At 70.3% G+C, this 24,834-nt stretch carries 24 protein-coding genes and 1 pseudogene; 14 read left to right on the forward strand and 11 right to left on the reverse strand.

All coding sequences use genetic code 11. The features are described from left to right. The first annotated feature begins 14 nt into the window (after positions 1–14). Together BKA15_RS23220 and BKA15_RS23225 are read left to right on the forward strand one after the other, a co-directional pair. Complete coding sequence (locus BKA15_RS23220) at positions 15–1,505, forward strand: hypothetical protein (protein WP_179754803.1); 1,491 nt, start codon at positions 15–17, stop codon at positions 1,503–1,505. 63 nt (positions 1,506–1,568) lie between these two features. Then, complete coding sequence (locus BKA15_RS23225) at positions 1,569–2,549, forward strand: phosphotransferase family protein (protein ID WP_179754805.1); 981 nt, start codon at positions 1,569–1,571, stop codon at positions 2,547–2,549. Between the two features lie 40 nt (positions 2,550–2,589). Here BKA15_RS23225 and BKA15_RS35795 read toward each other — a convergent pair whose 3' ends face one another. Genes BKA15_RS35795 through BKA15_RS23240 form a run of 3 tightly spaced genes read right to left on the reverse strand, consistent with a single transcriptional unit; the run spans position 2,590 to position 4,263 of the window. Further along, positions 2,590–3,318 carry an amidohydrolase family protein gene (locus BKA15_RS35795; RefSeq protein ID WP_179754807.1) on the reverse strand — a complete coding sequence of 243 codons (729 nt, stop codon included), beginning with the start codon at positions 3,316–3,318 and terminating at the stop codon, positions 2,590–2,592. Positions 3,319–3,373: 55 nt separating this feature from the next. Next, on the reverse strand, positions 3,374–3,748 hold the full coding sequence (locus BKA15_RS23235; protein WP_179754809.1) for a YccF domain-containing protein: 375 nt from the start codon (positions 3,746–3,748) through the stop codon (positions 3,374–3,376). Next, the gene (locus tag BKA15_RS23240; protein ID WP_179754811.1) at positions 3,745–4,263 is read right to left on the reverse strand and encodes an O-acetyl-ADP-ribose deacetylase; all 519 of its coding nucleotides are present in this window, start codon (positions 4,261–4,263) and stop codon (positions 3,745–3,747) included. The genes BKA15_RS23235 and BKA15_RS23240 overlap by 4 nt, the downstream gene beginning before the upstream one ends. 82 nt (positions 4,264–4,345) lie before the next feature. Here BKA15_RS23240 and BKA15_RS23245 point away from each other — a divergent pair, with 82 nt between their 5' ends. The 5 genes from BKA15_RS23245 (at position 4,346) to BKA15_RS23265 (ending at position 12,463) form a co-directional block, all read left to right on the forward strand. Beyond that, positions 4,346–5,386 carry an ABC transporter ATP-binding protein gene (locus BKA15_RS23245; protein ID WP_179754813.1) on the forward strand — a complete coding sequence of 347 codons (1,041 nt, stop codon included), beginning with the start codon at positions 4,346–4,348 and terminating at the stop codon, positions 5,384–5,386. 2 nt (positions 5,387–5,388) lie between these two features. Then, complete coding sequence (locus BKA15_RS23250) at positions 5,389–6,210, forward strand: ABC transporter permease (RefSeq protein ID WP_179754815.1); 822 nt, start codon at positions 5,389–5,391, stop codon at positions 6,208–6,210. Positions 6,211–6,212: 2 nt separating this feature from the next. Then, positions 6,213–7,004 (forward strand): ABC transporter permease, encoded by a 792-nt coding sequence (locus tag BKA15_RS23255; RefSeq protein WP_179754817.1) that lies wholly within the window; start codon positions 6,213–6,215, stop codon positions 7,002–7,004. 89 nt (positions 7,005–7,093) lie between these two features. Continuing rightward, positions 7,094–9,007, forward strand: a complete 1,914-nt coding sequence (locus BKA15_RS36540; protein WP_179754819.1) for a MinD/ParA family ATP-binding protein — start codon at positions 7,094–7,096, stop codon at positions 9,005–9,007. A gap of 102 nt (positions 9,008–9,109) precedes the next feature. Continuing rightward, positions 9,110–12,463, forward strand: a complete 3,354-nt coding sequence (locus tag BKA15_RS23265) for a phosphodiester glycosidase family protein (RefSeq protein ID WP_179754821.1) — start codon at positions 9,110–9,112, stop codon at positions 12,461–12,463. Here the strand turns inward: BKA15_RS23265 and BKA15_RS23270 are convergent, their stop codons facing one another. Both BKA15_RS23270 and BKA15_RS23275 read right to left on the reverse strand, forming a co-directional pair. Beyond that, entirely contained in the window at positions 12,464–13,087 is a 624-nt protein-coding gene (locus BKA15_RS23270) for a C39 family peptidase (protein WP_179754823.1), read from the reverse strand. A gap of 73 nt (positions 13,088–13,160) precedes the next feature. Further along, positions 13,161–13,379: a hypothetical protein gene (locus BKA15_RS23275; protein WP_179754825.1), complete on the reverse strand. Its 219-nt coding sequence runs from the start codon at positions 13,377–13,379 to the stop codon at positions 13,161–13,163. A gap of 121 nt (positions 13,380–13,500) precedes the next feature. On the opposite strand from BKA15_RS23275, the gene BKA15_RS23280 reads away from it, so the two are divergent. Beyond that, positions 13,501–14,766, forward strand: coding sequence for an outer membrane protein assembly factor BamB family protein (locus BKA15_RS23280; RefSeq protein ID WP_179754827.1), 1,266 nt, complete (start codon positions 13,501–13,503; stop codon positions 14,764–14,766). Positions 14,767–14,779: 13 nt separating this feature from the next. Here the strand turns inward: BKA15_RS23280 and BKA15_RS23285 are convergent, their stop codons facing one another. Continuing rightward, complete coding sequence (locus BKA15_RS23285) at positions 14,780–15,067, reverse strand: putative quinol monooxygenase (RefSeq protein ID WP_179754829.1); 288 nt, start codon at positions 15,065–15,067, stop codon at positions 14,780–14,782. Further along, a complete protein-coding gene (locus BKA15_RS23290) occupies positions 15,064–15,846 on the reverse strand; it encodes an alpha/beta fold hydrolase (protein WP_179754831.1) in 783 nt (260 codons plus the stop codon). The genes BKA15_RS23285 and BKA15_RS23290 overlap by 4 nt, the downstream gene beginning before the upstream one ends. Before the next feature lie 143 nt (positions 15,847–15,989). Between BKA15_RS23290 and BKA15_RS23295 the strand changes: the two genes are divergently transcribed. Continuing rightward, the gene (locus BKA15_RS23295; protein ID WP_179754832.1) at positions 15,990–16,328 is read left to right on the forward strand and encodes a YciI family protein; all 339 of its coding nucleotides are present in this window, start codon (positions 15,990–15,992) and stop codon (positions 16,326–16,328) included. Continuing rightward, complete coding sequence (locus BKA15_RS23300) at positions 16,325–17,575, forward strand: RNA polymerase sigma factor (protein WP_179754834.1); 1,251 nt, start codon at positions 16,325–16,327, stop codon at positions 17,573–17,575. Before BKA15_RS23295 ends, BKA15_RS23300 begins: the two co-directional genes overlap by 4 nt. An 89-nt stretch (positions 17,576–17,664) precedes the next feature. Here BKA15_RS23300 and BKA15_RS23305 read toward each other — a convergent pair whose 3' ends face one another. Together BKA15_RS23305 and BKA15_RS23310 are read right to left on the reverse strand one after the other, a co-directional pair. After that, complete coding sequence (locus tag BKA15_RS23305) at positions 17,665–18,165, reverse strand: MFS transporter (RefSeq protein ID WP_179754836.1); 501 nt, start codon at positions 18,163–18,165, stop codon at positions 17,665–17,667. Further along, positions 18,162–19,127: a sugar-binding transcriptional regulator gene (locus tag BKA15_RS23310; protein ID WP_179754838.1), complete on the reverse strand. Its 966-nt coding sequence runs from the start codon at positions 19,125–19,127 to the stop codon at positions 18,162–18,164. Before BKA15_RS23310 ends, BKA15_RS23305 begins: the two co-directional genes overlap by 4 nt. A 130-nt stretch (positions 19,128–19,257) precedes the next feature. Here BKA15_RS23310 and BKA15_RS23315 point away from each other — a divergent pair, with 130 nt between their 5' ends. Genes BKA15_RS23315 through BKA15_RS23330 form a run of 4 tightly spaced genes read left to right on the forward strand, consistent with a single transcriptional unit; the run spans position 19,258 to position 23,766 of the window. Further along, positions 19,258–20,829, forward strand: coding sequence for a sugar ABC transporter ATP-binding protein (locus tag BKA15_RS23315; RefSeq protein WP_179754840.1), 1,572 nt, complete (start codon positions 19,258–19,260; stop codon positions 20,827–20,829). Continuing rightward, entirely contained in the window at positions 20,826–21,866 is a 1,041-nt protein-coding gene (locus tag BKA15_RS23320; RefSeq protein WP_179754842.1) for an ABC transporter permease, read from the forward strand. Before BKA15_RS23315 ends, BKA15_RS23320 begins: the two co-directional genes overlap by 4 nt. Before the next feature lie 26 nt (positions 21,867–21,892). After that, complete coding sequence (locus tag BKA15_RS23325) at positions 21,893–22,960, forward strand: substrate-binding domain-containing protein (RefSeq protein WP_179754844.1); 1,068 nt, start codon at positions 21,893–21,895, stop codon at positions 22,958–22,960. Then, the gene (locus tag BKA15_RS23330) at positions 22,957–23,766 is read left to right on the forward strand and encodes a GolD/DthD family dehydrogenase (RefSeq protein ID WP_312879227.1); all 810 of its coding nucleotides are present in this window, start codon (positions 22,957–22,959) and stop codon (positions 23,764–23,766) included. Before BKA15_RS23325 ends, BKA15_RS23330 begins: the two co-directional genes overlap by 4 nt. A gap of 217 nt (positions 23,767–23,983) precedes the next feature. On the opposite strand, the gene BKA15_RS35805 is transcribed toward BKA15_RS23330, so the two are convergent. After that, positions 23,984–24,238: a hypothetical protein gene (locus BKA15_RS35805; RefSeq protein WP_246322409.1), complete on the reverse strand. Its 255-nt coding sequence runs from the start codon at positions 24,236–24,238 to the stop codon at positions 23,984–23,986. Positions 24,239–24,281: 43 nt separating this feature from the next. After that, positions 24,282–24,827, reverse strand: a pseudogene (locus BKA15_RS37350) (MFS transporter); the annotation flags it as partial. Between the last annotated feature and the right edge of the window lie 7 nt (positions 24,828–24,834).

The following is a 24,834-nucleotide window of genomic DNA, read 5'->3' on the forward strand; positions in this document are numbered from 1 at the left end:
GTAGAATCAAACACGTGTTCGAGTCATTGGAGGAGCGGGTTGTCGGGTACGGGACCGACGACATCCTCAAGGCTGCGTCCGAAACGCTGCGGACCAAGCTGGAAGCCGAGAACGCTCTGCTGGCCTGGACTGCGGCCTGGGCGGATGCGAACTCGGCGGATTCGATCCATCCCGCTGAACTGAAGCTGCCGGGCGGGCCGCGTGGCGTGCGGCCGGGTGGCGAGGGCACGCCTGAGGTGAATGATCTTGCCTTGGCGGAGCTCGCGGTCAAGATCAAGAAGAGCGACTACGCGTGCACGAAGTTCGTCGGCGAGGTGCTCGATCTGCGGCACAGGCTCCCGCTGTTGTGGGAGAAGGCGATGAGGTGTGAGGTCGAGGGCTGGCAGGCCCGTGGCATCGCCCGCCACACCCACCACCTCTCCCTGGAGCTGGCCCGGCAGGTCGATGAGGACCTGGCCGGCCACGCCGGTCTGGTCGGCCAGCAGAAGCTGCAGAACCTGACCGAGGCCGCGATCGCTCGGGTCGACGGCGCTCGGATGGAGCGGGAGGCTGCGGAGCGGAAGAAGCAGCTCGGGGTATGGCTGTCGCAGACCACTGACGAGGGTTTGAAGGCGATGTTCGCCAGGCTTGAACCGGCCGACGCGATCCGGGTTCTCGCCCGGGTGCAGGAACTGGCCGACGCCCTCCCGCCCGATGATCGATCTGCGGATGAGCGTCGGGCGGCGGGGTTGGCATTGCTGGGTAACGAGCTCGAGGCGACTCGGGTGTTGGCCGAGCATCGCCAGCCCGACCTGTTCGACGAAGAGTTCGCCTCCGCCGTCCAGCCGATCGACGGTGACGATGAGCCGCTGGAGGAGTCCGAGCTGCACCCGTCCCTGCGGGACAAGCCCAAGCCGGCCATCGGCGTCGATGTCGAGGCGGCCGTGTTCAAGGCGGCGGTGGAGCGGATCGTGGCGAAGCTGGATCCGGCCCTGCTGGTGCCGACCTCGACCCTGGTCGTCCACCTCGCTGCCGAATCCCTCGAGACCGGACACGGGATCTGCCGGGTCCCCGGAATCGGACCCACCCTCAAGGGTGTGGTCAAGGACTGGCTCGGCCACGACCGGGTGAAGGTCGTGCCGGTGATCGATCTGAACGACACCCCAGCCTCGGTCGATGACTACCAGATCCCGGACCGGCACAAACGCTATCTTCGTTACGCCCGGCCCGGCTCACGGTTTCCGTGGTCCACCGCGACCGGGCGACTCGAGTTTGATCACTCCGAGCCCTACCGATTGGGCGGTCCGCCGGGTCAGACCGATGTGGCCAGGTTGACGCCGCTGGCGAAGCGGGAACACCGCGCGGTCACGTTCGGCGGCTGGCAGCGCCGACAACCCGAGCCGGACACGATGATTTTCAGATCACCCCACGGCGATGTCCAGATCACCAACTACTCCGGCACTTTCGATCTTGGTCACGGCGCATTCGCGCACGCCATCTGGAACGCCGCCTGCCCGAACAAGTGACCCGCCCGGAGGCTGAGAGAAAGCGCTGGAGCGCGCAACTCCGTCGCCAGTAGGTTGGCGTGCATGACCAACCACGACGTTGCCGACAAGGACCTGACGGACGACGTCGATTGGCGAGAGGACAAGTTCTTTCAGCGTCGGCCCTCGGCCGAAACTCTGGCGTGGGCGGCCGCTTCCCTGGGTGAAGGCAGTCGCATCGTCGGCCACCGTCGGCTGACTGGAGGCGTCAACTCTGCTGTCCATCGCTTGACCGTTGAGCAACACGGCACGCGAACGTTCGTGGTGTTGCGGCAGTACCCGGCGGGAAGCATCGCGCTCCGGGCCGCCTTGGAGAAGGAAGTTGCCAACCTCAAGGTGGTGGCAGGCAGTGGACTTCCGGTTCCGACGATTCTGGCCACTGACGTTACCGGCGCAGCCACCCGCGGGGCGCCGTCGCTGCTGATGACACGGCTACCTGGCCACGTCCACCTCAACCCAACGGAGCACCGGCCGTGGATCGAGAGGATCGCCGAGTTCGCTGCCAGCCTCCATGCCGTTGACCTCCCAGCCCCGACCTTCCGAGCTTGGGCAGACTCATGGATCACCCCTCGCGGTCAGTTCCGGGTTCCGCTCGGAGCGCAGCAGCCCGCGGTCTGGAAGGCCGCATTCGCTGCCATGGAGTCGCCACCACCGGAGGATGGGGCTGTTTTCCTGCACTGCGACTACCTGCCCGTCAATCTGCTGTGGTCGCGCGGAAAGATCACCGGACTCACCGACTGGAACGGCATTCACCGAGGGTCTCGCGCAATCGATATCGGACAGTGTCGGCGGTACCTGGCCGCGCTGTACTCGCCCGCTTGGGCAGAGGAACTCCGCTCGCTCTACGAATCGATCGCGGGCGTCCCACTTCACCCGTGGTGGGACCTGTACAGCCTCCTGCACCATAACGACAACGCACCGCAGGCAATCTCCCGCCAGGTTGCGGGGCGCCGCCCAGTCGACGCGGCGGGGATGACAGCTCGTGTCGAGATCGCCGTAGAACAAGCAATGCGGCGCCTCGGCTGAATACGGTCTCTCCGTGCAGCCGTGGCTGCCCGGCTGAAATTCACTCCGGGCGGGCGGCTCGAGACTCACGGTCGAGCGGCACGCCACCCTTCCAGACACCACTGATCTCCCGCGTGGCCGTGATGTCGGCCGTCGGGTCACCGTCGACGAGCAGCAGATCGGCGCGGAGGCCGGGTTGGAGGCGGCCGCGGTCGGCAAGTCCGTACGCGTCCGCCGGAGCCGCGGTGGCGGCCGTCAGCGCAGCAGCCGGCGACAACCCGGCGTCGACCAGCGCGGCCAGTTCGCCGTGCAGGCTGAAGCCGTGTACGGACCGGCCGGTGGCCGCGTCGGTGCCGGCGAGGATCGGTACGAGGTGGGCCAGGCCTTCGATGCCGGCCTCGATCGCCAGGTCGGCGTCGGCCTGGGTGGACACGTGGGCGACGGTACGCAGCCCGGCGGCGTGGGCGGCCTCGGCCAAGGCCCGGACGACCTCCGGTGACAGGCGCGGCGACTCGATTCCGAAGGTGCTGCCGTCCTCCAGGATGATCTTGAGATATTCGGAGTCCTCGGCCACCCGGTCGGCGACGAAGGACTCCACCTGATCAAGGCCGGCGACGGTCGGGAACTCGGGATAGATGCCCCACTGGACGAGCTGGCTCGGGTGCCCGCCGGGTGCCGTCGCGCCGACACCGGAGGAGCGGAGGTCGGCGTGGTCGTCCCGGTCCCGGACGGCGGCGCGGAGTTCCGCGAGCAGCGCGGGCATGCAGAACAGGTCGAGCTCCGTGGTCACGCCGAAGGTCAGCGCGGTGGCGAGATCGGAGGCAGCCGTGACGTGGGTGTGGGCGTCACTCCTTCGCGACGATCTCCTTGCCCAACGGTACGAGGCAGATGCCGATCATCTTGAAGTTGGCGACGCCGAGCGGGATGCCGACGATCGTGATGCAGAGCAGGACGCCGGTGATCACGTGCAGCAGCGCCATCCACCAGCCGGCGACGATCAGCCAGATCACGTTGCCGATCATGGTCAGGCAACCGCTCTTCGGTTTGTTGATCACTTCCCGCCCGAACGGCCAGGCCGCGTAGTTGGCCAGCCGGAACGAGGCGATGCCCCACGGGATGGTGACGATCAGGACGCAGCAGATCACGCCGGCGATCACGTACCCGAGGAACAGCCACACGCCCGACAGCACGAACCAGATCACGTTCAAGATCGTCTTCATGATGACTCTTCCTCCGCTGCGGTACGAAACGCCTGATAACTGTCCTCGCCGTACAGGACGAAGATGATCTTCTCGACCGAGGTCGCGGCCTCCCGTACGGCGCGGAGGGCGGTCCGGGCCGCGGGCAGCTTGGGCCAGGCGTAGAGCCCGGTCGAGATGGCCGGGAACGCGATCGAGGCGGCGCCGAGCTCGCCCGCGACCGCCAGCGACGACGTGTAGCAGGCCGCGAGCAGGTGGGTCCGGTCCTCCCGCGGCGAATGCACCGGCCCGACGGTGTGGATCACCCAGCGCGCCGGCAGCCGGCCCGCCGTCGTCGCGACGGCCTCGCCGACCGGCAGTCCGCGCGGATACCGGGTCGCCCGGAGTTCCTTGCAGGCTTGGAGAATCTCCGGCCCGCCGACGCGATGGATCGCGCCGTCGACGCCGGCCCCGCCGAACAGGGACGAGTTCGCGGCGTTGACCAGCGCGTCGGCGCGGACCTCGGTGAGGTCGCCCTGCCTGATCTCGATCGTCACGTCGCCGACTATAGGAGAACGCGTATCGCCGGCGCGGAATTCTCCTGGCTAATCCGGGGCGGTCGGCTTAGGGTCCAGGGTCATGCCGGGTACCGAGATCGTTCGCACCGATGAGCTGACCCGGGTGTTCCGCCGGGCGGTCAAGCCGCCGGGCCTGGCCGGGGCTGCGCGGCACCTGTTCCGGCCGCGGTACGAGACGGTGACCGCGGTGGACCGGATCTCGCTGCGGATCGAGCCGGGCGAGTCGGTCGCCTACGTCGGGCCCAACGGCGCCGGCAAGTCGACCACCATCAAGCTGCTCACCGGGATCCTGGTGCCGTCGTCGGGCACCGTGTCGGTCTGCGGGCTCCGGCCGCACCACGACCGGCAGCGCAACGCCCGCAACATCAGCGTCGTCTTCGGGCAGCGGACCCAGCTTTGGTGGGACATCCCGGTGGCCGAGTCGTTGCGGCTGCTCGGCGACATCTATCAGGTGCCGGCGGCGGAGTTCCGGGCCACGATGGCGGACCTGGTCGACGTCCTCGACCTCGGCCCGCTGCTCACCGTGCCGGCCCGGCAGCTGTCGCTCGGCCAGCGGATGCGGTGCGACCTCGGCGCCGCGCTGGTGCACCGGCCGGAGGTGCTGTTCCTGGACGAGCCGACGATCGGGCTGGATGTCGCGGTGAAGGCGCGGCTGCGCGAGTTCATCCGGCTGATGCAGGACCGGCACGGGTTGACCGTGCTGCTCACGTCGCACGACCTCGGCGACATCGAGGAGCTCTGCCGCCGGATGATCATGATCGACCGGGGCAAGATCGTCTACGACGGCCCCTACAACGAGATCACGGCGCGGTTCGGCTGGGAGAAGAAGATCGCGGTCACGCTGAGCGAGGAGGTGCCCGACGCGGAGGTACGGATCGGCGCGGCGCTGGCCCGGATCGGCGCGGCGGTGACCAGCCCGGACCCGGGCACCTACGAGGTGAGCTTCGACGGCCGGCGGGCCACGCCCGGCGAGGTGATCCGGGAGCTCACCGGCGCCGTACCGGTGAACGATCTCACGATCGAGGAGACCAGCGCCGAGACGATCATCCGGCGCCTGTACGAGGGCGAGCTGACCTTCGACACCGACGAACCGCGGTCCTGATCATGAGCACCTGGACCGGCCGCACCAAACCGATCAACAAGTACCGCTCCCTGGCTCAGATGTCGCTGCAGCAGGCGATCGCGTACCGCAGGACGACGGTGATCAACATTCTGCTCACGTTCATCTGGGTCTTCGTCCTCTACTTCCTCTGGCAGGCCGCCTATTCCGGCCGCCCGGCGATCCGGGGCTACAGCTGGGACGAGATGCGGACCTACATCGTGCTGGCGTTCGGCATCAACGCCCTGGTCGGCTGGCGGGTCGGTACCCAGATGATGGGGACGATCCGGACCGGAGAGGTGCTCCGGGAGATGGTCCGGCCGCTCAACTACTGCGGCACCCAGCTCGCCCGGGCGGCCGGATTCGCTGTCGTGGAAGGGATCCTGAGCCTGGCCCTGACGCTCTTCGTCGGGCTGGTGCTGCTCCGGTTCCAGCCCCCGGCGTCCCCGCTGGCCGCCGTGCTGTTCGCGGTCTCGGTGCTGCTCGGGTTCCTGACCAAGGCGCTGATCGTCTTCCTGGTCTCCTTGATCACGTTCTGGACGCTGTCCGGCTTGGGCGTGATGTGGTCTCAGGACGCGGTGATCCAGATCCTGTCCGGCACGATCGTCCCGCTGGCCCTGATGCCAGGCTGGCTCCGGATCGTGGCCGAGGTGCTGCCGATGCGCGGCATCGTCTCGACCCCGGTCACGCTCTATCTCGGCAAGGCCGAGGGCGGCGAGATCGCGCTGCTGCTCGGGCTGCAGGTGCTCTGGCTGGCGCTGCTCTGGGTGTTCGCGAACCTGGCCTGGCGCAAGGCGTTCACCGTGGTCGACATCCAGGGCGGCTGATCATGATCAGATCCGTACGCCTCTACTTCCGGCTGATCCTGCTCCAGTTGCGGACCGCGATGGAGTATCGGGGCGACTTCTGGATCGCGATCCTCGGCGCGCTGCTGCAGCAGGCGGTCGGGCTGATCTTCCTGATCACGTTCTTCGGCGTGGTGCCGTCGCTCGGCGGCTGGTCGGTCTGGAATGTCGCCGTCCTGCACGGCATGATCATGACCTCGCTCGGTCTGACCGAGATGTTCACCGAGGGCGCCTGGCGGCTCCGGGTCGACGTGAACTCGGGCAGCTTCGACCGGGTGCTGGTCCGGCCGCTCCGCCCGGTCCTGCAGCAACTCTCCTCGATGGCTTCCATCCACGGCCTCGGCGACGCCGGCCTCGGCGTGGCGATGTTGATCACCGGGCTGGTCGGGTCGGCGCCGGTGTGGCACTGGTGGACCGTCCCGGTGCTGATCATGGCCGGGGTGTCCGGCACCGTGATCTGCGCCGCGGTGAACCTGATCACCAATCTTCCGGTGTTCTGGGAGCCGGCGGCGCAGAGCGCCTTCCCGACCATGGTGTCGCGGATGCGGGACTTCGCGAAGTTCCCGCTGACCATCTATCCGGGCCCGCTGCGGATCGTCGTGATGGTGATCCCGTACGCGTTCGTCAGCTACTTCCCGGCGCTGCTGGTGCTGGGCCGGGGCGGCCCGGAACGCTGGCTCGGGCTGGCCACGCCGGTGGTCGCGGCGCTGACCGTTCTGGCGGCGGCGGGACTGTGGCGGATCGCGTTGAATCGGTATCAAGGGGTGGGCCATTGACGAAACCGGCCCCCTGTCGCAGCACTTGTCCGCCGGAACCAGCACAATTGAGGCCATATCCAAGCCCGCGGGAGCGAGGAGGGACCGAGATGAGCGAGCGGAACCAGGATCCGACACCATCCACCGATCCGATGCTGCATGCCGTCGTCCGTGCCGACGGCACGGCGGCGGTGACGGTGGACGGCGTCACCCAGGAGATCCGGGCCGCCGACGAGGACTCGGTACGTCAGCAGATCCTCGAACGGGCCCGGCAACGGGCCGTGATCGCCGGGCATCCGGTGCGGCTGTCCACGTCCGAGCCGGCTGGCCGCTGGTGGCTGATCGTGCACGCGAACGGCCAGGTGTTCGAGGACCGGTCGGTCCGGGAGCCGGATCCGTACGCGACGCGCCAGCCTCCGGCGCAGCAGCAGCAACCACCGGCTCCTCCGGTGCAGCAGTTCCCGGCCGAGCAGCCGCCGTACCAGCCGGATCCGTTCCGGAACGATCCGTTCGGCCAGGATCCGTTCCGGCAGGACCCGTTCCAGCAGCAGCCGCCGCCGGCGAACGACAGTGACTCGACCCCGTGGTCGGCCGCGATCGACGAGTCGGACGACGACGAGCCGGCGGCCTCGGAACCGGCCCGGCACCACGAGTGGACCCCGGAGCGGCGCTCGGTCGGCGCCCTGGTCAACTTGAGTCCGACCCACCCGAGCGACTATCCGGCGCCGCCGTCCCGGTCGGAGCGGCCGGCCGCGGAGCCGTCGCCGCCGGCCCCGCCCGCTCCCGTGCCGCAGCAGCAGGCGCCGGGCTGGCCGCCTTCGGGACCGGACCAGCAGCCGCCGGCCGCCTACGTCCAGTCGGCGCCGCCGCCGCGCGCCCCGCAACCGCCCGCTCAGCAACCGCCCGCTCAGCAGCCGCCCGCCCAGCAGCAGCCCGCCCCGCAACAGCCCGCCCAGCAGCCGGCGGCCGCGCCGCAGAACCCACCCCCGCCGGGAACGTCGGCGGCCGACCTGGATGACGACCAACGGCGCCACGAACCGCCGCCGTCGGACGTGCTCGAGGTCCAGCCGCCCGGCGAGGAGCCGTTCCGCAAGCCGACCCTGGAGGACCTGCTGGAGACCCGGCCGAAGCCGAAGCCCGGCCCGGCCGAGTGGGGTGTCCGCGGTGCCCTGCGCAAGGTGACGTTCGGCGCGGTCAAGTTCCGGCCGTCGTCGGCCGAGATGCAGCACCGGATGGACGTCTCGGCGATCCAGCGGTCGCTGTCCGGGCCGAAGACGGTCGCCGTCGTGAACCCGAAGGGCGGCGCCTCCAAGACGACCACCTGCTATCTGATCGGGGCGACGTTCGGGCTCTACCGCGGCGGCTACACGCTGGCCTGGGACAACAACGAGACCCGCGGCACCCTGGGCTGGCGGTCCATTCCGGCCCGGCACACCAACACCGCGGTCGACCTGCTGGCCGACATCGAACGGTTCCAGGCGGTGGACCGGGCTCGGGTCGGCGACCTGGACAACTATGTCCGGACCCAGGGCACGGCCCAGTTCGACGTGCTCGCCTCCGACGAGGACGCGGCACGCTCGGCGACCCTGGACGGCGAGGCGTTCGACCAGCTGCACCAGACCCTGTCCCGGTTCTACCGGTTGTTGATCATCGACACCGGCAACAACATGCGGGCCTCGAACTGGATCGCGGCGGTCGAGGCGGCGGACCTGCTGGTGATCAGCAGCAGTGTGCGGGAGGACACGGCGAGTTCGGCGGCCTGGCTGATCGACGGCCTGCGGGCCCGCGGCCTGGAGCACAAGGTGGAATCGGCGGTCACCGTACTGTCCGCGCCGGCCCGGGAACCGGAGGAGGGCCTGTCCCGCCGGCTCCATGATCATTTCGGTCGGCTGACCCGCGCCGTGCTCGACGTGCCGCACGATCCGGCGCTGGTGGACGGCGGGACGATCGAGATCGAGAAACTGCACCCGCAGACCCGGGAGGCCTGGGTGCACGTCACCGCGGCGATCGCCGACGGGCTCTGATCCCCAAGGCAGGTCAAGAATTAACCCTGAGTTCAGCGGGGTCTGCCAAAGACTGGCAAAGTGATGCCAGTCTGAGCGCGGACGTACTCGCTGAGGGGGATCATGACGCGTCGTCGCCTGGCCGCTGTTGCGGCACTGTTGACCGGACTGTGCCTTGCGGGAGTGGGCGGCTTCGCTGCCGCCGAACCGCCGGACGGGCCCGACTTGACCGGCGGTGAGTCCGCCCTGTTGCGGGACCGGTCGATCCGGGTCGCGCCCGGCCTCGACCTGACCTCGTTCCAGCGGCTGCAGCCGGGCGGCTGGGTGACCGGATCGGTGCTCAGCGCCGACCTGTCGGTGCCGACGCTCGAACTCGACATCGAGGACGGCGGCGACGTGGCCGGTTCGCCCGCGCCGGTCAGCGAGTTCGCCGAGCAGAGTGACCTCGGGGCGAAGGGCCGTACGGTCGCCGCGGTCAACGGCGACTACTTCGACCTGAACCGGTCCGACGCCCCGGTCGGCACCAACATCTCGCCGACCGACGGGCTGCGGACCGCCGGCGCCGACCCGCGGCAGGCGTTCACGCTGAAGGACGGCAAGGCAGCGGTACGGGAGCTGATGTCGGCCGCGACAGTACGGATCGACGGCACCACCGAGCAGCTCCGGTCGGTCAACTCACCCAGCTTCGCGAAGAACTCGATCGGCCTGTTCAACCGGGTCTGGGGCGACTTTCCGGTCGGCCGGCTGATCGAGGCCGACGAGCCGGTACGGATCGTGACGATCGTGGCCGGGAAGGTGACCGGCAACTCGACCGACCGGTCGCTGCTCAGCAAGGCGCTCGACCTGCCCGAGGGCGGCTCGGCCCTGGTCGCCCGCGGCACGGCGACCGAGCGGCTGGCCGGCGCCGAGGTCGGCGACACCGCGGAACTCACGGTGCAGGCCAGCGCGGACGTCGACCTCGCGGTCGGTGGTGATCAACGACTGCTGACCGACGGCGAGCCGACCGATCAAGATCAAGTCGCGGCGGCCCGGACCGCGGTCGGGGTGAGCAAGGACGGCAGCCGCCTGATCGTGGTCAGCATCGACGGCCGGCAGGGCGACGCGCACGGCATGACGATCGCCGAGCTGACCCGGTTCATGATCGAACTCGGCGCCTGGAACGCCGTCAATCTCGATGGTGGCGGGTCGTCGACCCTGGTGGCCCGGCCGGCCGGGACGGAGGACCGTACCGTGATCAACAGGCCGTCCGACGGCCGGGAACGCGCCGACGCGAACGCGTTGGTCTTCCGGTCGACCGCGCCCGCCGCACCGATCACCGACGTCGCGCTGCGGCCGGCGATCGAGCCGGCGCACGGGTTGGGCTGGCCTGAGGCGTACGACCTGCTGCCGGGGCTGAGCCGGACCGTGACCGGGACCGGACTGGACGGCAACCTCGCCGCCGCGCCGGTCACGGGAACCTTCCAGGCCCGGCCGTCCGGCGTGATCACGCTGGCCGATCCGCGCGCCACCTCCGAAGCGGTGGTGATCGGCGGGACCGCCGGCAGCGGCACGGTACGGTTCCGGACCCGCACCGGGAGCGCCGAGGTCGCGCTCCGGGTGCGCGGCCCGATGACCCGGCTGGAAGGGTCGGACCAGATCGTGGCGATGCCCGACGCGGAGTCGACGGCCACGATCACCCTGACCGCGGTCGACGCCGACGGGCACCGGGTGCCGGTCGAGCCGCGCGACGTGAAGATCACCGCCGACGCGGGAGTCCGGGTCGAGCCGGCCGACAACGGCGCGTTCTTGATCACCCCGACGGTCGGGACCGGCGCCAGCAAGATCACGTTCACCGTCCAGGGCCACCAGCTCACGGTGCCGGTCACCATCGGCCACACCGAGGTGCCGCTGGCCGACTTCGCCGACCCGGCCGGCTGGAAGGCCCAGACGGCCAGGGCGACCGGGACCCTGTCCGCGGCCACCGGGCCGGAGGGCGGCCCGGCGCTCGCGCTCGACTTCGACTTCACCCAGTCGACGGCGACGCGCGGCATGTACGCGGTGCCGGTGCGGCCGATCGCGGTCGCCGGGCAGCCGCAGGCCCTGACGCTGTGGATCAACGGCACCGGCAAGGAGGAGTGGCCGCGGATCCAGGTCACCCGCGGCGACGGGACCTCGACCAACCTGGACGGCCCCAACATCGATTGGACCGGCTGGCGGCAGGTGCGGTTCCCGGTCCCGGCCGGCACCGCGTTCCCGCTGACCGTGACCGCACTCCGGTTCATGGAGATCAGGTCCGACGCCTCGTACAAGGACCGGTTGGAGATCGCCGGCCTGGCCGCTCAGGTGCCGCCGGAGGTCGATCTGCCGGAGCCGGCCGCCTTGCGCGACCCGGTGATCATCAGCGAGGGCTCGGTGGCGGACCGGCCGCAGCGGATCGCGGTGATGAGCGACAGCCAGTTCGTCGGCCGTAATCCGGACAGCGACCTGGTCGCTGCGGCCCGGCGCACGCTGCGCGAGATCGTCGCGGCGAAGCCGGACCTGCTGGTGATCAACGGCGACTTCGTCGACGAGGCGGCCATGATCGACTTCGAGCTGGCCAAGCGGATCCTGGACGAGGAGGTCGGCACGAAGATCCCGTACGTCTACGTACCGGGGAACCACGAGATCATGGGCGGCCCGATCGGCAACTTCGAGTCGATCTTCGGTCCTTCGTCCACGCATCGCAACCTCGGCCCGACCAAGATCATCACGCTGAACTCGAGCACCGGCACGCTGCACCCGGGCGGCAGCACCGCGCAGTTGCGGATGCTCGAGGCCCAGCTCGCGGACGCCGCCGCGGACCCGGAGATCACCGGTGTGGTGATCTTCCACCACCACCCGATCGACGACCCGCACCCGGACCAGGCGAGCCAGCTCGGTGATCGGCACGAGGCCGCCGCGCTGGACCGGCTGCTGGCCCGGTTCCAGGCGGAACAACGGAAATCGGTGGCCCTGATCAACGGCCACGTCGGGACCTTCTACGCCGAGGCCTCGGGCGGCGTGTCCCGGCTGATCAACGGCAACTCCGGCAAGAGCCCGTCCGGCGCGCCGGACCGGGGCGGCTTCACCGGCTGGTCGCTGCTCGGCATCGACCCGGCGAAGGGCCCGGTCGTCGGCAGTCATGATCGACTGGACTGGCTGCGGGTGGAGACCCGGGCCCGGGTGGACGACATCGACCTGACCGTGCCCGGCTCGCTCGCGGTCGGCGAGACCGTCGCCGCGGGCGCCTCCATCGTCCAGGACGGTGATCGCCGGGTCCCGGTCGCCTGGCCGGTCAGCGCGACCTGGGGCGGTAGTGGTGTCTGGATCGGTGATCACGAGCGGCGCCGGCCGGACCCGAAGGCGATCGTCGCCTACGATCCGGGCACCGGCCGGCTGACCGCCCTCCGGCCCGGCCTGGCCGAGCTGGTGATCACCGTCAACGGCGTGACCGCGCGGGAGACGATCTCGGTCGACTAGTCAGCCGGCGTACCCGAAGTAGGTGAAGCGGTTGAGCTTGTTCCAGTCGACGATCTTCTGCTTGTCCCGCCAGACGCCGGCGCGGCGGGGGTTGGCGGGATCGGCGATCTTGTACTGCCGGTTCGAGTAGCCGACGATCGCGATGTAGTGCCCCGCGTAGCGGGTGCCGTCGACCTGGTTCATGTTGATCACGACGGGATGGTTGCGGTCGATGCTGTATTTGACCTTCGCCTGCAGGTCCCGGTAGAGCGTGCCGCTCGGCGCGATGCGGAACAGGTAGCGATAGGAGAGGCCGACGTAGCTGAGCCGGCGGTTCAACACCTTGGCGATCAGGGTGGGATCCTTGAGCCCCATGTTCTCGCGGCTCGGGCCGTCGTAGGGATGCAGATTGAGGGACTTGGCCAGGCTGTTCTGTGACGGGATGCTTCCGTTTCTGGCCAACAGCGGCGTGCTGAGGGCGATCCGTACGGACGCGGCAGAGCAGTACCAGCCGTTGGGCTGTTCCTGATAGCGGTATCTGACGCCGCGGGGAGCGGCCTCCGCCTCGGCGATGCCGACGGTGAGACCGATTCCGGCGGCGGCACCGCCGATGAGCAGCGATCGACGAGTCAGGTGATCTGGCATCCGAGCCTCCGTGTTTGGGTGACGGGGTTTCGGCGCCATCCTTGCGGGCCCGGGGGTCGATCAACCGGAATGATCAGGCGGGACGGCCGGCCACGAGTTCCCTGATCGCCGCCTCGTACGTCTCGTCGAGCTCGAGTCCCGCGTTGGTGTACTCGAACTTGAGCCGGGCACGGACCTCGGGTTCGGGACGGCCGAGGGCGTTCGCCGTCGCGGTGCGGTGTGCTTGCGCACGCGCCTCGGCCTGCTGGTCCTGCTGCCGGGCTCGGGCTTTGGCTTCGGACCGTTTGCTCATCAACTCACACTACGCCCCCGACAAGAAATCCGGACCCCACGGCCGTCCCCGTCCCAGCGGTGCCCTTCGGTCCGGCAGAATCGGGCCGACCGATCGATCTGCCTGCGGACGGAGCTGACCGATGAGGACGTACGCCAGACTGCTCGTGCTCGGTGTGGCCATGGTGGTGACCGGCTGCACGGCCGCACCGCAGTCCGCACCGACCCCGGACGCGAGCGCCCCGGAACGCTCGACGCCCAGCGCGAGCCCGACGCCGAGCCCCACCCCGACGCCGAGCAAGCCGGCTCCCGCGGCGCCGAAACTGGACGCCGAGCTGGTGGCGGACGGGTTCGCCGACGCCGAGGACAAGCCGATCGCGGTGACGGACTCCGGCGTCGTGTTCGCCGGCCCCGACAAGATCGCGTACCTGATGGGAGCCGACGGCACCCAGCAGTGGCGGCTGCCCCGACAGCTCACGCTGGGGGACCCGGACGAGCCGCGGACGATCGATCATGTGGTCGGCTCGTTCGGTGAGGGGCCGGCCGACCTGATCGCGGCCGACTACCGCTGCGACGCGGTGGACTGCATCGGCGCGAACGAGTACGGCGTCGCCGGCTTCTCCACCGAGGACGGCAGCCTCCAGTGGTCGCGGTCGATCAGCGGCAACGAGGGCCCGATCGCGGTGGCCGACGTGACGGACGACGCGGTGATCGTCGAACTGCGGACCTCCGACGAGGAGCAGCGTTCGATCGCGGCCCTGGACGCCGACTCGGGCGACCGGCTCTGGACGCTCTCCGGTTACGCCGCGAGCTGGGTGAGCGGCGACCACGTACTGGCCCAGCGGGTGAACGGCCCGGACCTGGAGGACTGGACCCCGGTGGTGGTCGACCTGGAGAGCGGCGAGGTCGTGCTGACCTCGGAGCACCGCGGCACCTGGCGGCGGCCCGAGGTCGACCTCTACGAATCGGCGGCGGACCTGGCCGCGATCGCCGTCCGGGCCGGCGCCGGCGACACCACCAGCCCGCACACCGTGCTGGTCGACCTCGCCCGGGAACGCCAGTACGAACTGACCGACGGCTTCCAGGCGCTCGGCTCGCTCGGCCGGGACTCGGACGGCGCCTACTTCGCCTGGCCCGGCCAGGAGAGCGGCACGGTGCTGAGCAGCGGCCTGCCGATCCGTGCCCCGAAGGTCGGCGAGTCGGCCGACCTGGGCCGGTTCGGCAACCTGCGCGCCGCGACCGGCCGCTACCTGTGGCTCGAGTCCGCCACCAGCACGACGGCGATCGACCGCACCGGCGCCCGCCGGCTGGATCCGGTCGAGGGTACGGTCCGCGCCGTCACCGGCGACTGGCTGGTCACCGAGACCGACGGCCTCAACATCTACCGGCTGACACCCGACCGCCGCTGACCGACCCGCGTCCTCAGAACAGCGGTCCGCCGTCAACCGCGTCGTACCGCTTGACTTCCGCCGCCCGGATCGCCGTGCCCAGGTCGGGCGCCGCGGCAACGGCCCGCCAGGCCGTCAGCGCCTCGGCGTCCTGCCAGACCTCGAGGTTGTTCACCCGGCTCGGGTCCACCGAGTCGGCGGTGATGGCCAGGTCGAGGCAGCCCGGGAAGGCCCGGGCCCGGGCGACCAGGTCCCGATGGGCCGCGACGAAGGCGTCCCGCGCCGTCGGGTCGAGCCGTAGGTGGCCGGCGATGATGATCATGACTCCGCTCCCGCCAGAAACGTCCGCAGGGCCTCGGCGGTCGCGGCCGGCGGCATGGTGTGGTTCTCGCCGCCGGGCACCTCGAGGTGCCGCATCCCGGGCACCTGTGCGGCCAGTCCGGCCGCCAGTTCGCGCAGGCCGGGCCAGGTCTCGGCACCGTTCAGCACGATCATCGGCAGGTCCGGCAGCGAGTCCGGCAGGCCGAGCCGGGTGACCGCCGCGTCGTACCCGACCGAAGTCGCCATCGCTTCCAGGTACGGCCAGCCGGGCGACTGCCGGATCTGCTCGACCACGGCCGGTGGCAGCCCGATCCCCTCCCGTTGGAAGGTGGCGACCGCATCCCCGCGCCGGCCGGCGATGATCAGCTCGGCCAGTCGTTCCGGCAGGTCGGGGGCCCGGTCGACCCCGAGCGGCGGCTCGTACAGCGCGATCTTGGTGATCGGCAGCCCGGCCGCGGCGGCCTGCAGCGCCAGCACCCCGCCGGACGAGAAGCCGAGGACGGCCGCCGAACCGCCGGCCGCCTCGAGCACCGCCGACAGGTCGGCCAGTTCGCGGTCGGGACCGTCGGCCGGGATGCCGGCCACCGTGCCCTCGTCGGTGCTGTCGCCGCGGCCGCGCCGGTCATAGCAGATCACCGTGTGCGTGTCCCGCAGCAGTTCGGCGACCGGGGCGCACTTGGTCCGGTCGTTGAACGCGCCGGAGATGAACACGATCGGGTCGCCCGCGCCGTCCCGGTCGTAGGCGATGATCGTGCCGTCGGCGGACTTCGTGGATTCCATGATTCCTCCTCGTTTGGGACTTCCACAGGGGCGACGAACGGCGACCGGGCTGCAGGACCGTCACGCGAAAATTCTCGCCCGCTGTCCATCCGGGCGACAGCCCGTCCGTCGTTAGGGTGAATCGAGACCACAGGAGGCGTGCGATGCGCTATCTGCTGTTGATCAGTGCCGACGAGAGCCGGACCGACGTGCTGGCGACCCCGGAGAAGGGCCGGCAATTCCATGCCTGGATGGACGACCTGGTCCGGCGCGGGGTGCTGGTGGCCCACGAAGGGCTGCGGCCGAGCCCGCTGGCGACGACGGTCCGGGTCCGCGGCGATCAGGTGCTGCTGACCGACGGGCCCTACATCGAGGGCAAGGACCAGATCGGCGGCTTCGCGCTGATCGACGTCGATGATCTTGATGCCGCGATCGAGATCGCCGCCGGACATCCGGCCACCGACTTCGGCCAGGTGGAGATCCGGCCGGTCATCGGCCCGTGACGCAGGGGTCGGGCCCCGCGGTCGCGGCGGCGGTGGCAACCGCCTTCAGCGACGAGTGGGGCCGCATCGTGGCCACCCTGATCCGGCGGACCGGCGACTGGGACCTGGCCGAGGACTGTGCGCAGGAGGCGTTCGCGCTGGCCCTGCGCACCTGGGACCGGGACGGGATCCCGGACCGGCCGGGGGCCTGGCTGACCACCGCGGCCCGCCGCCGGGCCCTGGACCGGCTCCGCCGGGAACAGGTCGGCCGGACCAAACTGCAGGAGTTGATCATGACCGAGGGCGATCGCACCGAGACCTACGACCCGGACCCGGCGATGTCGCCGCTGACCGACGACCGGCTCCGGTTGATCTTCACCTGCTGCCATCCGGCGCTGGCGTTCGAGGCCCAGGTCGCGCTGGCGCTGCGGACCCTGGCCGGGCTGACCACGGCCGAGATCGCCCGGGCGTTCGGGGTCCCGGAGCCGACCATGGCGAAGCGGCTGGTCCGGGTCAAGGCCAAGATCACCCAGGCCGGGATCCCGTACCGGGTGCCGCCCGATCATCTGCTGCCGGAACGAACGGCGGCGGTGCTCGGCGTGATCTACCTGCTGTTCAACGAGGGCTATACGGCCACCGCCGGCGACGACCTGGCCCGGCCGGGCCTGATGGCCGAGGCGATCCGGCTGGCCGACCTCACCGCGAGCCTGATGCCGGACGCCCCGGAGGCCGGCGGCCTGCTCGCCCTGCTGCTGCTGCAACGCGCCCGGCAGCCCGGCCGGATCGGGCCGGCGGGCGAACTGATCGGGCTGGAGGACCAGGACCGGTCGCTGTGGGACCAGACCATGATCGGCGCCGGCCTGGACCGGCTGCGCCTGGCCGGACGGCGGGAGCGGATCGGCCCGTACCAACTGCAGGCGATGATCGTCGCCTGTCACGTCACCGCGGCCCGGGCCGCAGACACCGACTGGTCCCGGATCGTCTTGCTGTACGACCAACTGCTGACCCTGGTCCCGTCCCCGACGGTCCGGCTGAACCGGGCGATCGCGGTCGCCATGGCCCGGGGACCGGAGGCCGGTCTGGCCGAGCTGGCGTCACTTCCGGAGACCGGAAGCCGGGAATGGACCAAGCAGTGTGCGGCGGCCCGGGCGGACCTGCTCCGGCGGGCCGGCCGGACCGACGAGGCGGCGCTCGCGTACCGCCGGGCGATCGATCACAGCGACAACACAGCCGAACGCGCGTTCCTGTCGAAACGCCTTGAAAATTAGAGGATGCGGGGGACCGGCACGCTGCGGGTCATGCGGTCGACCCCGCATCCGTTGGTCAAGACTACCCGCGATTCCCGGCACGCAAGCCGTTACCGGAAATTTGTTCCCGGACCCGTGGCATCGAGGTCGACCTGCCTGGTTTCGGGCAGTGCGAGAACGCAGCCGAGCGAGATCGCGGCGACCACCGCGATGTACCCGCCGATGGTCCAGGAACCCACCGAAGCCTGCAGCTGAACGGCAATGATCGGGGGCAGCGCACCACCCAACACCCCGCCCAGGCTGTACGACAGCGCGGCGCCGCTGTAGCGGCAGCGGGTCGGGAACAACTCCGGCAGGAAGGCGCTCATCGGGCCGAACGACAGCCCCATCAGGCACAGGCAGCCGGCCAGCGCCAGCCAGACCAGGAACAGGTTGCGCGAGTCGACCAGGGGGAAGATCAACAACGCCCAGCCGATCACGATCGCGGCCGAGATCACCAGCACCCGGCGCCGGCCGACCCGGTCCGAGATGATCGACGAGAAGACGGTGGCCAGCCCGAGCATCACCACGGCCAGCAGCACGATCACCAGCCGGAGCCGGGAGGTGATCAAGACGGGTCGGCCAGCAACCGCCGGGCCACCGTGCTGTCGGTGATCAGGGTCTCGGCGAGCCCGGACCGCAGCGCGGCGCGGATCGCGGGCGTCTTCCACTCGCCGCCGGCGACGACGATCACCTGGTCGATCGCCCGCAGGCCCTCCAGCCCGATGCCGAGGGTACGGTCGTCGAAGTCGTGGACCGCCTGGCCGTCGGCGTCGAGCAGTGCTCCGCCGACGTCGGCGATCACCCCGCGCCGGAGCAGTTCGGTACGGTCCGCCTCGCCGATGCCGTCGTGGAACCGCGAGTCCGGCGGCCGCCAGCAGCCGACCGCGGTGACGGCGATGGTGACCGCCGCGAACCGCCCGAAGGCCGAGGCCAGCCGAGGATCGGAGCGGAGCGCCTCGGCGGAGTCCGCGGTGGCCACCGTCAGCGGCGCGTAGATCGAATGCGCCTGGCCGCCGGACAGTTCGGTGACCCGGCGCAGCACCTCGACCGGGTTGTCGTTGAGGTTTCCGGGCATCCCGGTGAGCTGGATGATCTCGCAGCCGGCCAGCCTGGTCAGGTGCCGGGCCGCGGCGTCGATGGAACGGCCGGACGTCACGCCGAGCACGTCGTCCTCGGTGACCAGGTCGGCGAGCAGCGCCGCCGCGGCCCGGCCGAGCGCGTCCCGGATCCCTTCCGGGCTCCCGTCCCGCGGCGCCGTGACCAGCGCCCGGTCGAGGCCGAATCGCTCCTTGAGCCGCAGCGACAGATCCGAGTCGACCGCCTCCGGCAGATTGATCTCGATCCGGACCAGGCCGCTGCTGAGCGCGGTCTCCAGCAGCCGGCCCACCTTGAACCGGGACAGGCCCAGCTCGTCGGCGATCTCGACCCGGGTCCGCCCGTCCCAGAAGTGCCGCCGGGCGATGTCGGCCATCAGCAGCTGCTCGTCCAGGGATGCCGTCCGCCTGGCCGGCTTGTCCTCCGCCTTGCTCATGTGAGCACCGTAAACCTTGACGAGTGCTCGAGTGTGAACTATCGTCCGAAATCTCAGGTGAGCGTGATCTCGCGCCTCAGTGGCTCATCCGAGCACGATTCGACGATGACAACGTGCGGAGGAGGACGACGTGACCGCTGGCTCTTCGCCGGTGCTTCGGTGTCGGGACGTGACCAAGGGCTTCGGCGGCGTTCCGGTGCTGGCCGGGGTCAGCCTGGATCTCGAGCACGGCACCGTGACCGCGCTGGCCGGCGAGAACGGTGCCGGCAAGTCGACGCTGATGAAGATCGCCTCCGGGCAGTACCGGGCCGATCGCGGCAGCGTGATCATCGGCGACCGGGAACTGCACGGCGGCAGCGTCACCGACGCGCACCGGGCCGGCGTCGCGATCGTCCCGCAGGAGTTGGCGTCGATCCCGGACCTGACCGTCTACGAGAACCTGTTCGTCGGCCGCGAGCTGCGCCGGTTCGGGTTCTTGGACCGGCGGGCGATGATCAAGGAGGCGCAGCGGGCGCTGGACGAGTTCGGCGTCGTGCTCCGGGTCACCGCTCGGATGCGCAGCCTGCCGGTCGGCCTGCAGCAGATCGTCGAGATCGTCAAAGCCACGCTGACCTTCGAGGGCGGACCGGCCGGAGCCAAGGTGCTGCTGCTCGACGAGCCGACCTCGGCGATCTCCGAACGCGAGGTGGAGCAGCTCTACCGGGTGGTCCGCCGGCTCCGTGATCAAGGGGTCGCGATGGTCTACACCACCCACAAGATGGCCGAGATCCGCGCGCTGGCCGACCGCGTCGTCGTGCTCCGGGACGGCAGCCTGATCTTGGACGAGGCGATCGACGAGGTGTCCGACGCGGACATCGTCACCGCCATGATCGGCCGCGAACTCGGCACCCTGTTCCCGGAGCTGCCCGAGCAGCCGGCCGCAGCCGATCCCGCGGTGCTGGAGGTCTCCGGGCTGCGGGTCGCCGGCGCCTCGGCACCGGTCGACCTGACCGTACGCAAGGGAGAGATCCTCGGGCTGGCCGGCCTGGTCGGCGCCGGCCGTACCGAACTGCTGGAGGCGATCTTCGGCACCCGGCGGACGCTCGCCGGCCGGATCATGATCAACGGGCGCGAGCTGCGCCGCGGCGCACCGGCCGAGGCGATCCGGCACGGGCTGGCGCTGGTGCCGGAAGATCGCAAGGCGGGCGGCGCGATTCTCGGCATGTCCGTGCTGGACAACGGAAGCCTGCCCCGGCTGAGCCAGTTCTCGATCGCCGGCTGGCTGCGCGGCCGGGACCGGGTCAGCGCGGTCGGGGACGCCATGCGGTCGGTCCGGCTCCGGTCCCGCGGGCTGAGCCAGGAGGTCGGCACGCTGTCCGGCGGCAACCAGCAGAAGGTGGTGCTGGCCCGCTGGCTGACCGGCAAGATCAACGTGCTGCTGCTCGACGAGCCGACCCGCGGCGTCGACGTCGGCGCGCGGTCCGAGATCTACCGGATCGTCGCCGACCTGGCGGCCTCCGGGGTCGCCGTGATCATGGCCTCTTCCGACATGCCGGAGATCCTCGGCCTCTCCCATCGAGCGCTGGTGCTGCGTCGCGGTGCCGTCGCCGGTGAGCTGAGCCGGACCGAGCTCTCCGCCCCGGACGCCCAGGCGCGGATCTTCGCGATGGCGGCCGATCTCGACCATCAGCCGATCGAACGAGTCACCGAGGACGTGCGATGAACCAGCCTGCCAAGACCACGCTCGCCACCGAGCCCGAGGTCCTCGAGCCGGATGTGCCGGACACCCTGCTCGGCGGCGAGGCCCGTCGGTTCTCCCGGCAGTGGTGGTTCCAACTGGCACTGCGGAACGCGATGTTGATCGTCGTCGTGCTGGTGATCTGCTTCTTCAGCTATCGCAGTCTGCGCTTCTCCAGCGTGGACAACGTGGTCACGATCTTGATCGCGGCCGCGCCGTTCGCGCTGATCGCGCTCGGTCAGACGTTGGTGATCTTGACCGGCGGCATCGACCTCTCGGTCGGCAGCGTGATCGCGGTGGCTGCGATGACCGGGGCCGCCGTGGCCAAGGCGAACCCGGGCCAGGTGTGGCTGACCGTGCTGACCGCGGTCGCGGTCGGGTTGCTGGCCGGGGCTATCAACGGGTTCTTCGTGTCGGTGGTCAACGTGCCACCGTTCATCACCACCCTCGGCATGCTCACCGCCGGATCCGGTGCCGCGTACGCGATCGGCGGCGGCGCCCCGATCAACGGCCTGCCGCCGGAGTTCGGCGCGATCGCCAATACGACGATCCTCGGGCTGCAGGTGCCGGTGCTGGTGATGATCGCCGGGATCGTGATCTTGGCGATCGTGATGCGGCGGACCGCCTACGGCATGAGGGTGTACGCGGTCGGCGGCAACCGGGTCGCGGCCGAGATCGCCGGCGTGAACACGCGCCGGGTGCTGTTCAGCGTGTACGCGATCTCCGGTGCCCTGGCCGGCCTGTCCGGGGTGATGCTGGCCTCCCGGGTGATCTCCGGCCCGCCGAACCTCGGTCAGGGCTACGAGCTCGACGCCATCGCGGCCGTGGTGATCGGCGGGGCCAGCCTGATGGGCGGCCGCGGCTCGATCTGGGGCACCGCCCTCGGCCTGCTGCTGATCCAGACGCTCAACAACGGGCTCGACATCCTGCTGGTGCCCTCGTACTGGCAGGACGTGATCAAGGGCGTGCTGATCGTCTTCGCGGTAGCGGTCGACGTCTGGACCGCCCGACGCCGCCAGTGAATTCGTACCGACAAAGGAGTTTCCTCATGCGCAAGCTCGTCCTCGCCATGATCACCGCGTGTGCGCTGGTGCTCGTCTCGGCCTGCGGTCTCGGCGACCCGAACCGTGATCAACAGGGAGCCGAAGGAGGTGCCAAGCCGCTCCGGATCGGCGTCACCGTCTACGACATGAGCTCGTTCATCACCGCCGGCAAGGAGGGGATGGAGGCCTACGCGAAGGCCAACAACATCGAACTCGCCTGGAACGCCGCCAATCTCGACGTGAGCACCCAGGCCAACCAGATGGACCAGCTGATCAGTGCCCAGGTGGACGCGATCGTCGTGGTGCCGGTGCAGGCGGATTCGCTGCAGCCGCAGGTGACCGCGGCGAAGGCGGCCGGCATCCCGGTGATCGCCGTGAACGCGTCCCTGAACAATCCCGAGATCGACGGCGACGTCCAACCCGACGACGTGCTGGCCGGCGAGGGCGAGATGCAGATGATGGCCGACGAACTGGGCGGCAAGGGCAACATCGTCGTCCTGCAGGGCCCGCTCGGCCAGTCCGGCCAGATCAACCGGCAGACCGGGATCGAGAACGTGCTGAAGAAGTACCCGGACATCAAGGTGATCGCGCAGGACACCGCCAACTGGAAGCGGGACGAGGCGGTGAACAAGATGAAGAACTGGATCTCCGCCCACGGCGACAAGATCGACGGCGTCGTCTCGCAGAACGACGACATGGGCCTCGGTGCCCTGCAGGCCTTGAAGGAGGCCGGGATGGACGACACCCCGGTCGTCGGCATCGACGGCATCGAGGACGGGCTGCGGGCCGTGAAGTCCGGCGAGTTCATCGGCACCATGCTGCAGAACGGCACCGTCGAACTGTCCGCCGGCCTGGCCGTGGCGGCCGCGATCGCGCGCGGTGATCAGGTGAACACCAAGCCGACGTACATCATGGCCGAGATCACCACCGAGAACGTCGACGTGGCGATGGAGCACGTGGTGACCAAGCGGCAGGAGTTCCTGGCCGGGCTGCCCGAGCTGACCGAGAAGAACCTGAAGACCGGAAACATCGCCTACGAAGGGATTCCGGGGCAGCAGGAAGGGGCCCAGTGACCGGCGGGCTGATCACCGACATCGACGTCGACGTCTCCGAACTGCAGGTCCGGCTGACCGGCAAGGTCGCCGTGATCACCGGCGGCGGATCCGGGATCGGCCGGGCGATCGCCGAGCGGTTCGCCGCCTCGGGGGCCCGGGTGGTGCTGCTGGATCGTGATCTGGTGGCCGCGGCCGAGGTGGCGGCGGCGCTCAACGCCGGGCGCGCCGATGATCAACCCGAGGCGCTGGCCCTGCAGTGCGACGTCGCGTCCAGTGCCTCGGTGGCGACCGCGGTGGCGGCGACGGTCGAGCGGGCCGGGGTGCCGGACATCCTGGTCAACTCGGCCGGGATCGCCCGATTGGCCCCGGCGGAGCTGCTCGACGACACGGGCTGGGACGCCACCCTGGCGGTGAACCTCACGGGCACGTACCGGATGTGCCGGGAGGTGGGCCGGCGGATGCTGGACCGCGGCCGGGGCAAGATCATCAACCTGGCCTCGCAGGCCGCCTCGGTCGCGATCGCCGAGCACGCCGCCTACTGTGCCTCGAAGTTCGGTGTGGTGGGGTTGACCAAGGTGCTGGCCCTGGAGTGGGCCGGCCGCGGCGTGACGACGAACTCGATCTCGCCGACCGTGGTGCTGACCCCGCTCGGCATCGACGCCTGGGACAACCCGAAGGGGGAGGCGCACCAGGCGGAGATCCCGGTCGGCCGGTTCGCCAAGCCGGAGGAGATCGCCGCCGTGGCCGCGTTCCTGGCCAGCGGCGCCGCCGACATGATCAACGGCGCCGACCTCGTCGTGGACGGCGGCTTCACCATCCGCTGAAGATCACCGTCAGGCCGCGGGCCGGCGAGCCGCGGCGGCGATCAGGACGCCGGCGAGGGCGGTGGCCACGGCGCCGAGGAACGCGAGGCGGTAGCCGCCGAGCTCGCTCGCCGCGAGACCGGACAGGCCGACGAAGGCCGCGAGGCCGATCGCGGTGCCGATCTGCGCGCCCGCGGAGACGAGGCCGGCGACGGTGCCCGCCTCCCCCGGCGTCTGCTCACCGGCCAGGCCGATGAAGCCGACCTGGGCGATGTTGGTGCCGGTGGCCGAAGATCAGCCAGCCGGTGAGAAACGGATGCCAGACCGTGCTGTCCTCGGTGATCGTCGCCAGCACAGCGATGCCGGCGGCGAGCAGGGCGAGGCCGCTGCCGGCGGCGACGCGATGGCTCCAGCGCCGGACGATCACGCCGCCGAGCGCGGAGCCGGCGATCAGTCCGGCGTTGGCGGGAAGGAAGCCGAGGCCGACCTCCAACGGCGTCGCGTGCCGGAAGGACTGCAGGAACGGCCAGTAACGCGGTGATCAACGGCGGCACGGCCAGCAGCCAGAAGGCCCAACGCCAGCCGGACTGCGCGACATACCCGCCGCCGGCGACTCCGAGCGCCCCGCCGACGCCGCCCGCCACGTTCCACCAGATCAAGGCCCGATGCCGATCGGTCCGGTGCTCGAAACCGGTGGACAGCAGCGAGACCATGGCCGGGGTGTAGAGCGCCATCCCGACCCCCTGAGCCACCCGGGCGATCAACAGCAGGCCGAACTCGGGTGCGATCGCCGCCAGCACTCCGCCGGCCGCTGTCACGAGCGAACCCATGATCAACAACTGCGGCGCACCGAACCGGTCGGCGAGCCGTCCGGCCAGCAACAGCACCCCCGCGAACGTGAGCGCCGTGGCGCCGACCAGCCACTGCAGGACGGCTGGGGCGACGTCGAGGTCCGCCCCGATGGCGGGCAGCACGATCGCCACCGCCTGGAACGTCACCACGATGCTGAGCTGTCCGAAGCCGAGTGCCGCGATCCTTGCTGCCGCTCCGACACTCGCCCGGCCGGTGTCCAGGCCGCTCATCCGAGTT

The sequence above is a fragment of the Microlunatus parietis genome (assembly GCF_013407955.1).
GTDB lineage: Bacteria > Actinomycetota > Actinomycetes > Propionibacteriales > Propionibacteriaceae > Microlunatus > Microlunatus parietis.

What these genes read in the sequence shown, in the direction of transcription:
- BKA15_RS23225 (WP_179754805.1), top strand. Translation starts at nt 1,569, where the DNA reads ATGACCAACCACGACGTTGCCGACAAGGACCTGACGGACGACGTCGAT.
- BKA15_RS23235 (WP_179754809.1), bottom strand. Translation starts at nt 3,748, where the DNA reads ATGAAGACGATCTTGAACGTGATCTGGTTCGTGCTGTCGGGCGTGTGG.
- BKA15_RS23245 (WP_179754813.1), top strand. Translation starts at nt 4,346, where the DNA reads ATGCCGGGTACCGAGATCGTTCGCACCGATGAGCTGACCCGGGTGTTC.
- BKA15_RS23250 (WP_179754815.1), top strand. Translation starts at nt 5,389, where the DNA reads ATGAGCACCTGGACCGGCCGCACCAAACCGATCAACAAGTACCGCTCC.
- BKA15_RS23255 (WP_179754817.1), top strand. Translation starts at nt 6,213, where the DNA reads ATGATCAGATCCGTACGCCTCTACTTCCGGCTGATCCTGCTCCAGTTG.
- BKA15_RS36540 (WP_179754819.1), top strand. Translation starts at nt 7,094, where the DNA reads ATGAGCGAGCGGAACCAGGATCCGACACCATCCACCGATCCGATGCTG.
- BKA15_RS23265 (WP_179754821.1), top strand. Translation starts at nt 9,110, where the DNA reads ATGACGCGTCGTCGCCTGGCCGCTGTTGCGGCACTGTTGACCGGACTG.
- BKA15_RS23270 (WP_179754823.1), bottom strand. Translation starts at nt 13,087, where the DNA reads ATGCCAGATCACCTGACTCGTCGATCGCTGCTCATCGGCGGTGCCGCC.
- BKA15_RS23275 (WP_179754825.1), bottom strand. Translation starts at nt 13,379, where the DNA reads ATGAGCAAACGGTCCGAAGCCAAAGCCCGAGCCCGGCAGCAGGACCAG.
- BKA15_RS23280 (WP_179754827.1), top strand. Translation starts at nt 13,501, where the DNA reads ATGAGGACGTACGCCAGACTGCTCGTGCTCGGTGTGGCCATGGTGGTG.
- BKA15_RS23285 (WP_179754829.1), bottom strand. Translation starts at nt 15,067, where the DNA reads ATGATCATCATCGCCGGCCACCTACGGCTCGACCCGACGGCGCGGGAC.
- BKA15_RS23290 (WP_179754831.1), bottom strand. Translation starts at nt 15,846, where the DNA reads ATGGAATCCACGAAGTCCGCCGACGGCACGATCATCGCCTACGACCGG.
- BKA15_RS23295 (WP_179754832.1), top strand. Translation starts at nt 15,990, where the DNA reads ATGCGCTATCTGCTGTTGATCAGTGCCGACGAGAGCCGGACCGACGTG.
- BKA15_RS23310 (WP_179754838.1), bottom strand. Translation starts at nt 19,127, where the DNA reads ATGAGCAAGGCGGAGGACAAGCCGGCCAGGCGGACGGCATCCCTGGAC.
- BKA15_RS23320 (WP_179754842.1), top strand. Translation starts at nt 20,826, where the DNA reads ATGAACCAGCCTGCCAAGACCACGCTCGCCACCGAGCCCGAGGTCCTC.
- BKA15_RS23325 (WP_179754844.1), top strand. Translation starts at nt 21,893, where the DNA reads ATGCGCAAGCTCGTCCTCGCCATGATCACCGCGTGTGCGCTGGTGCTC.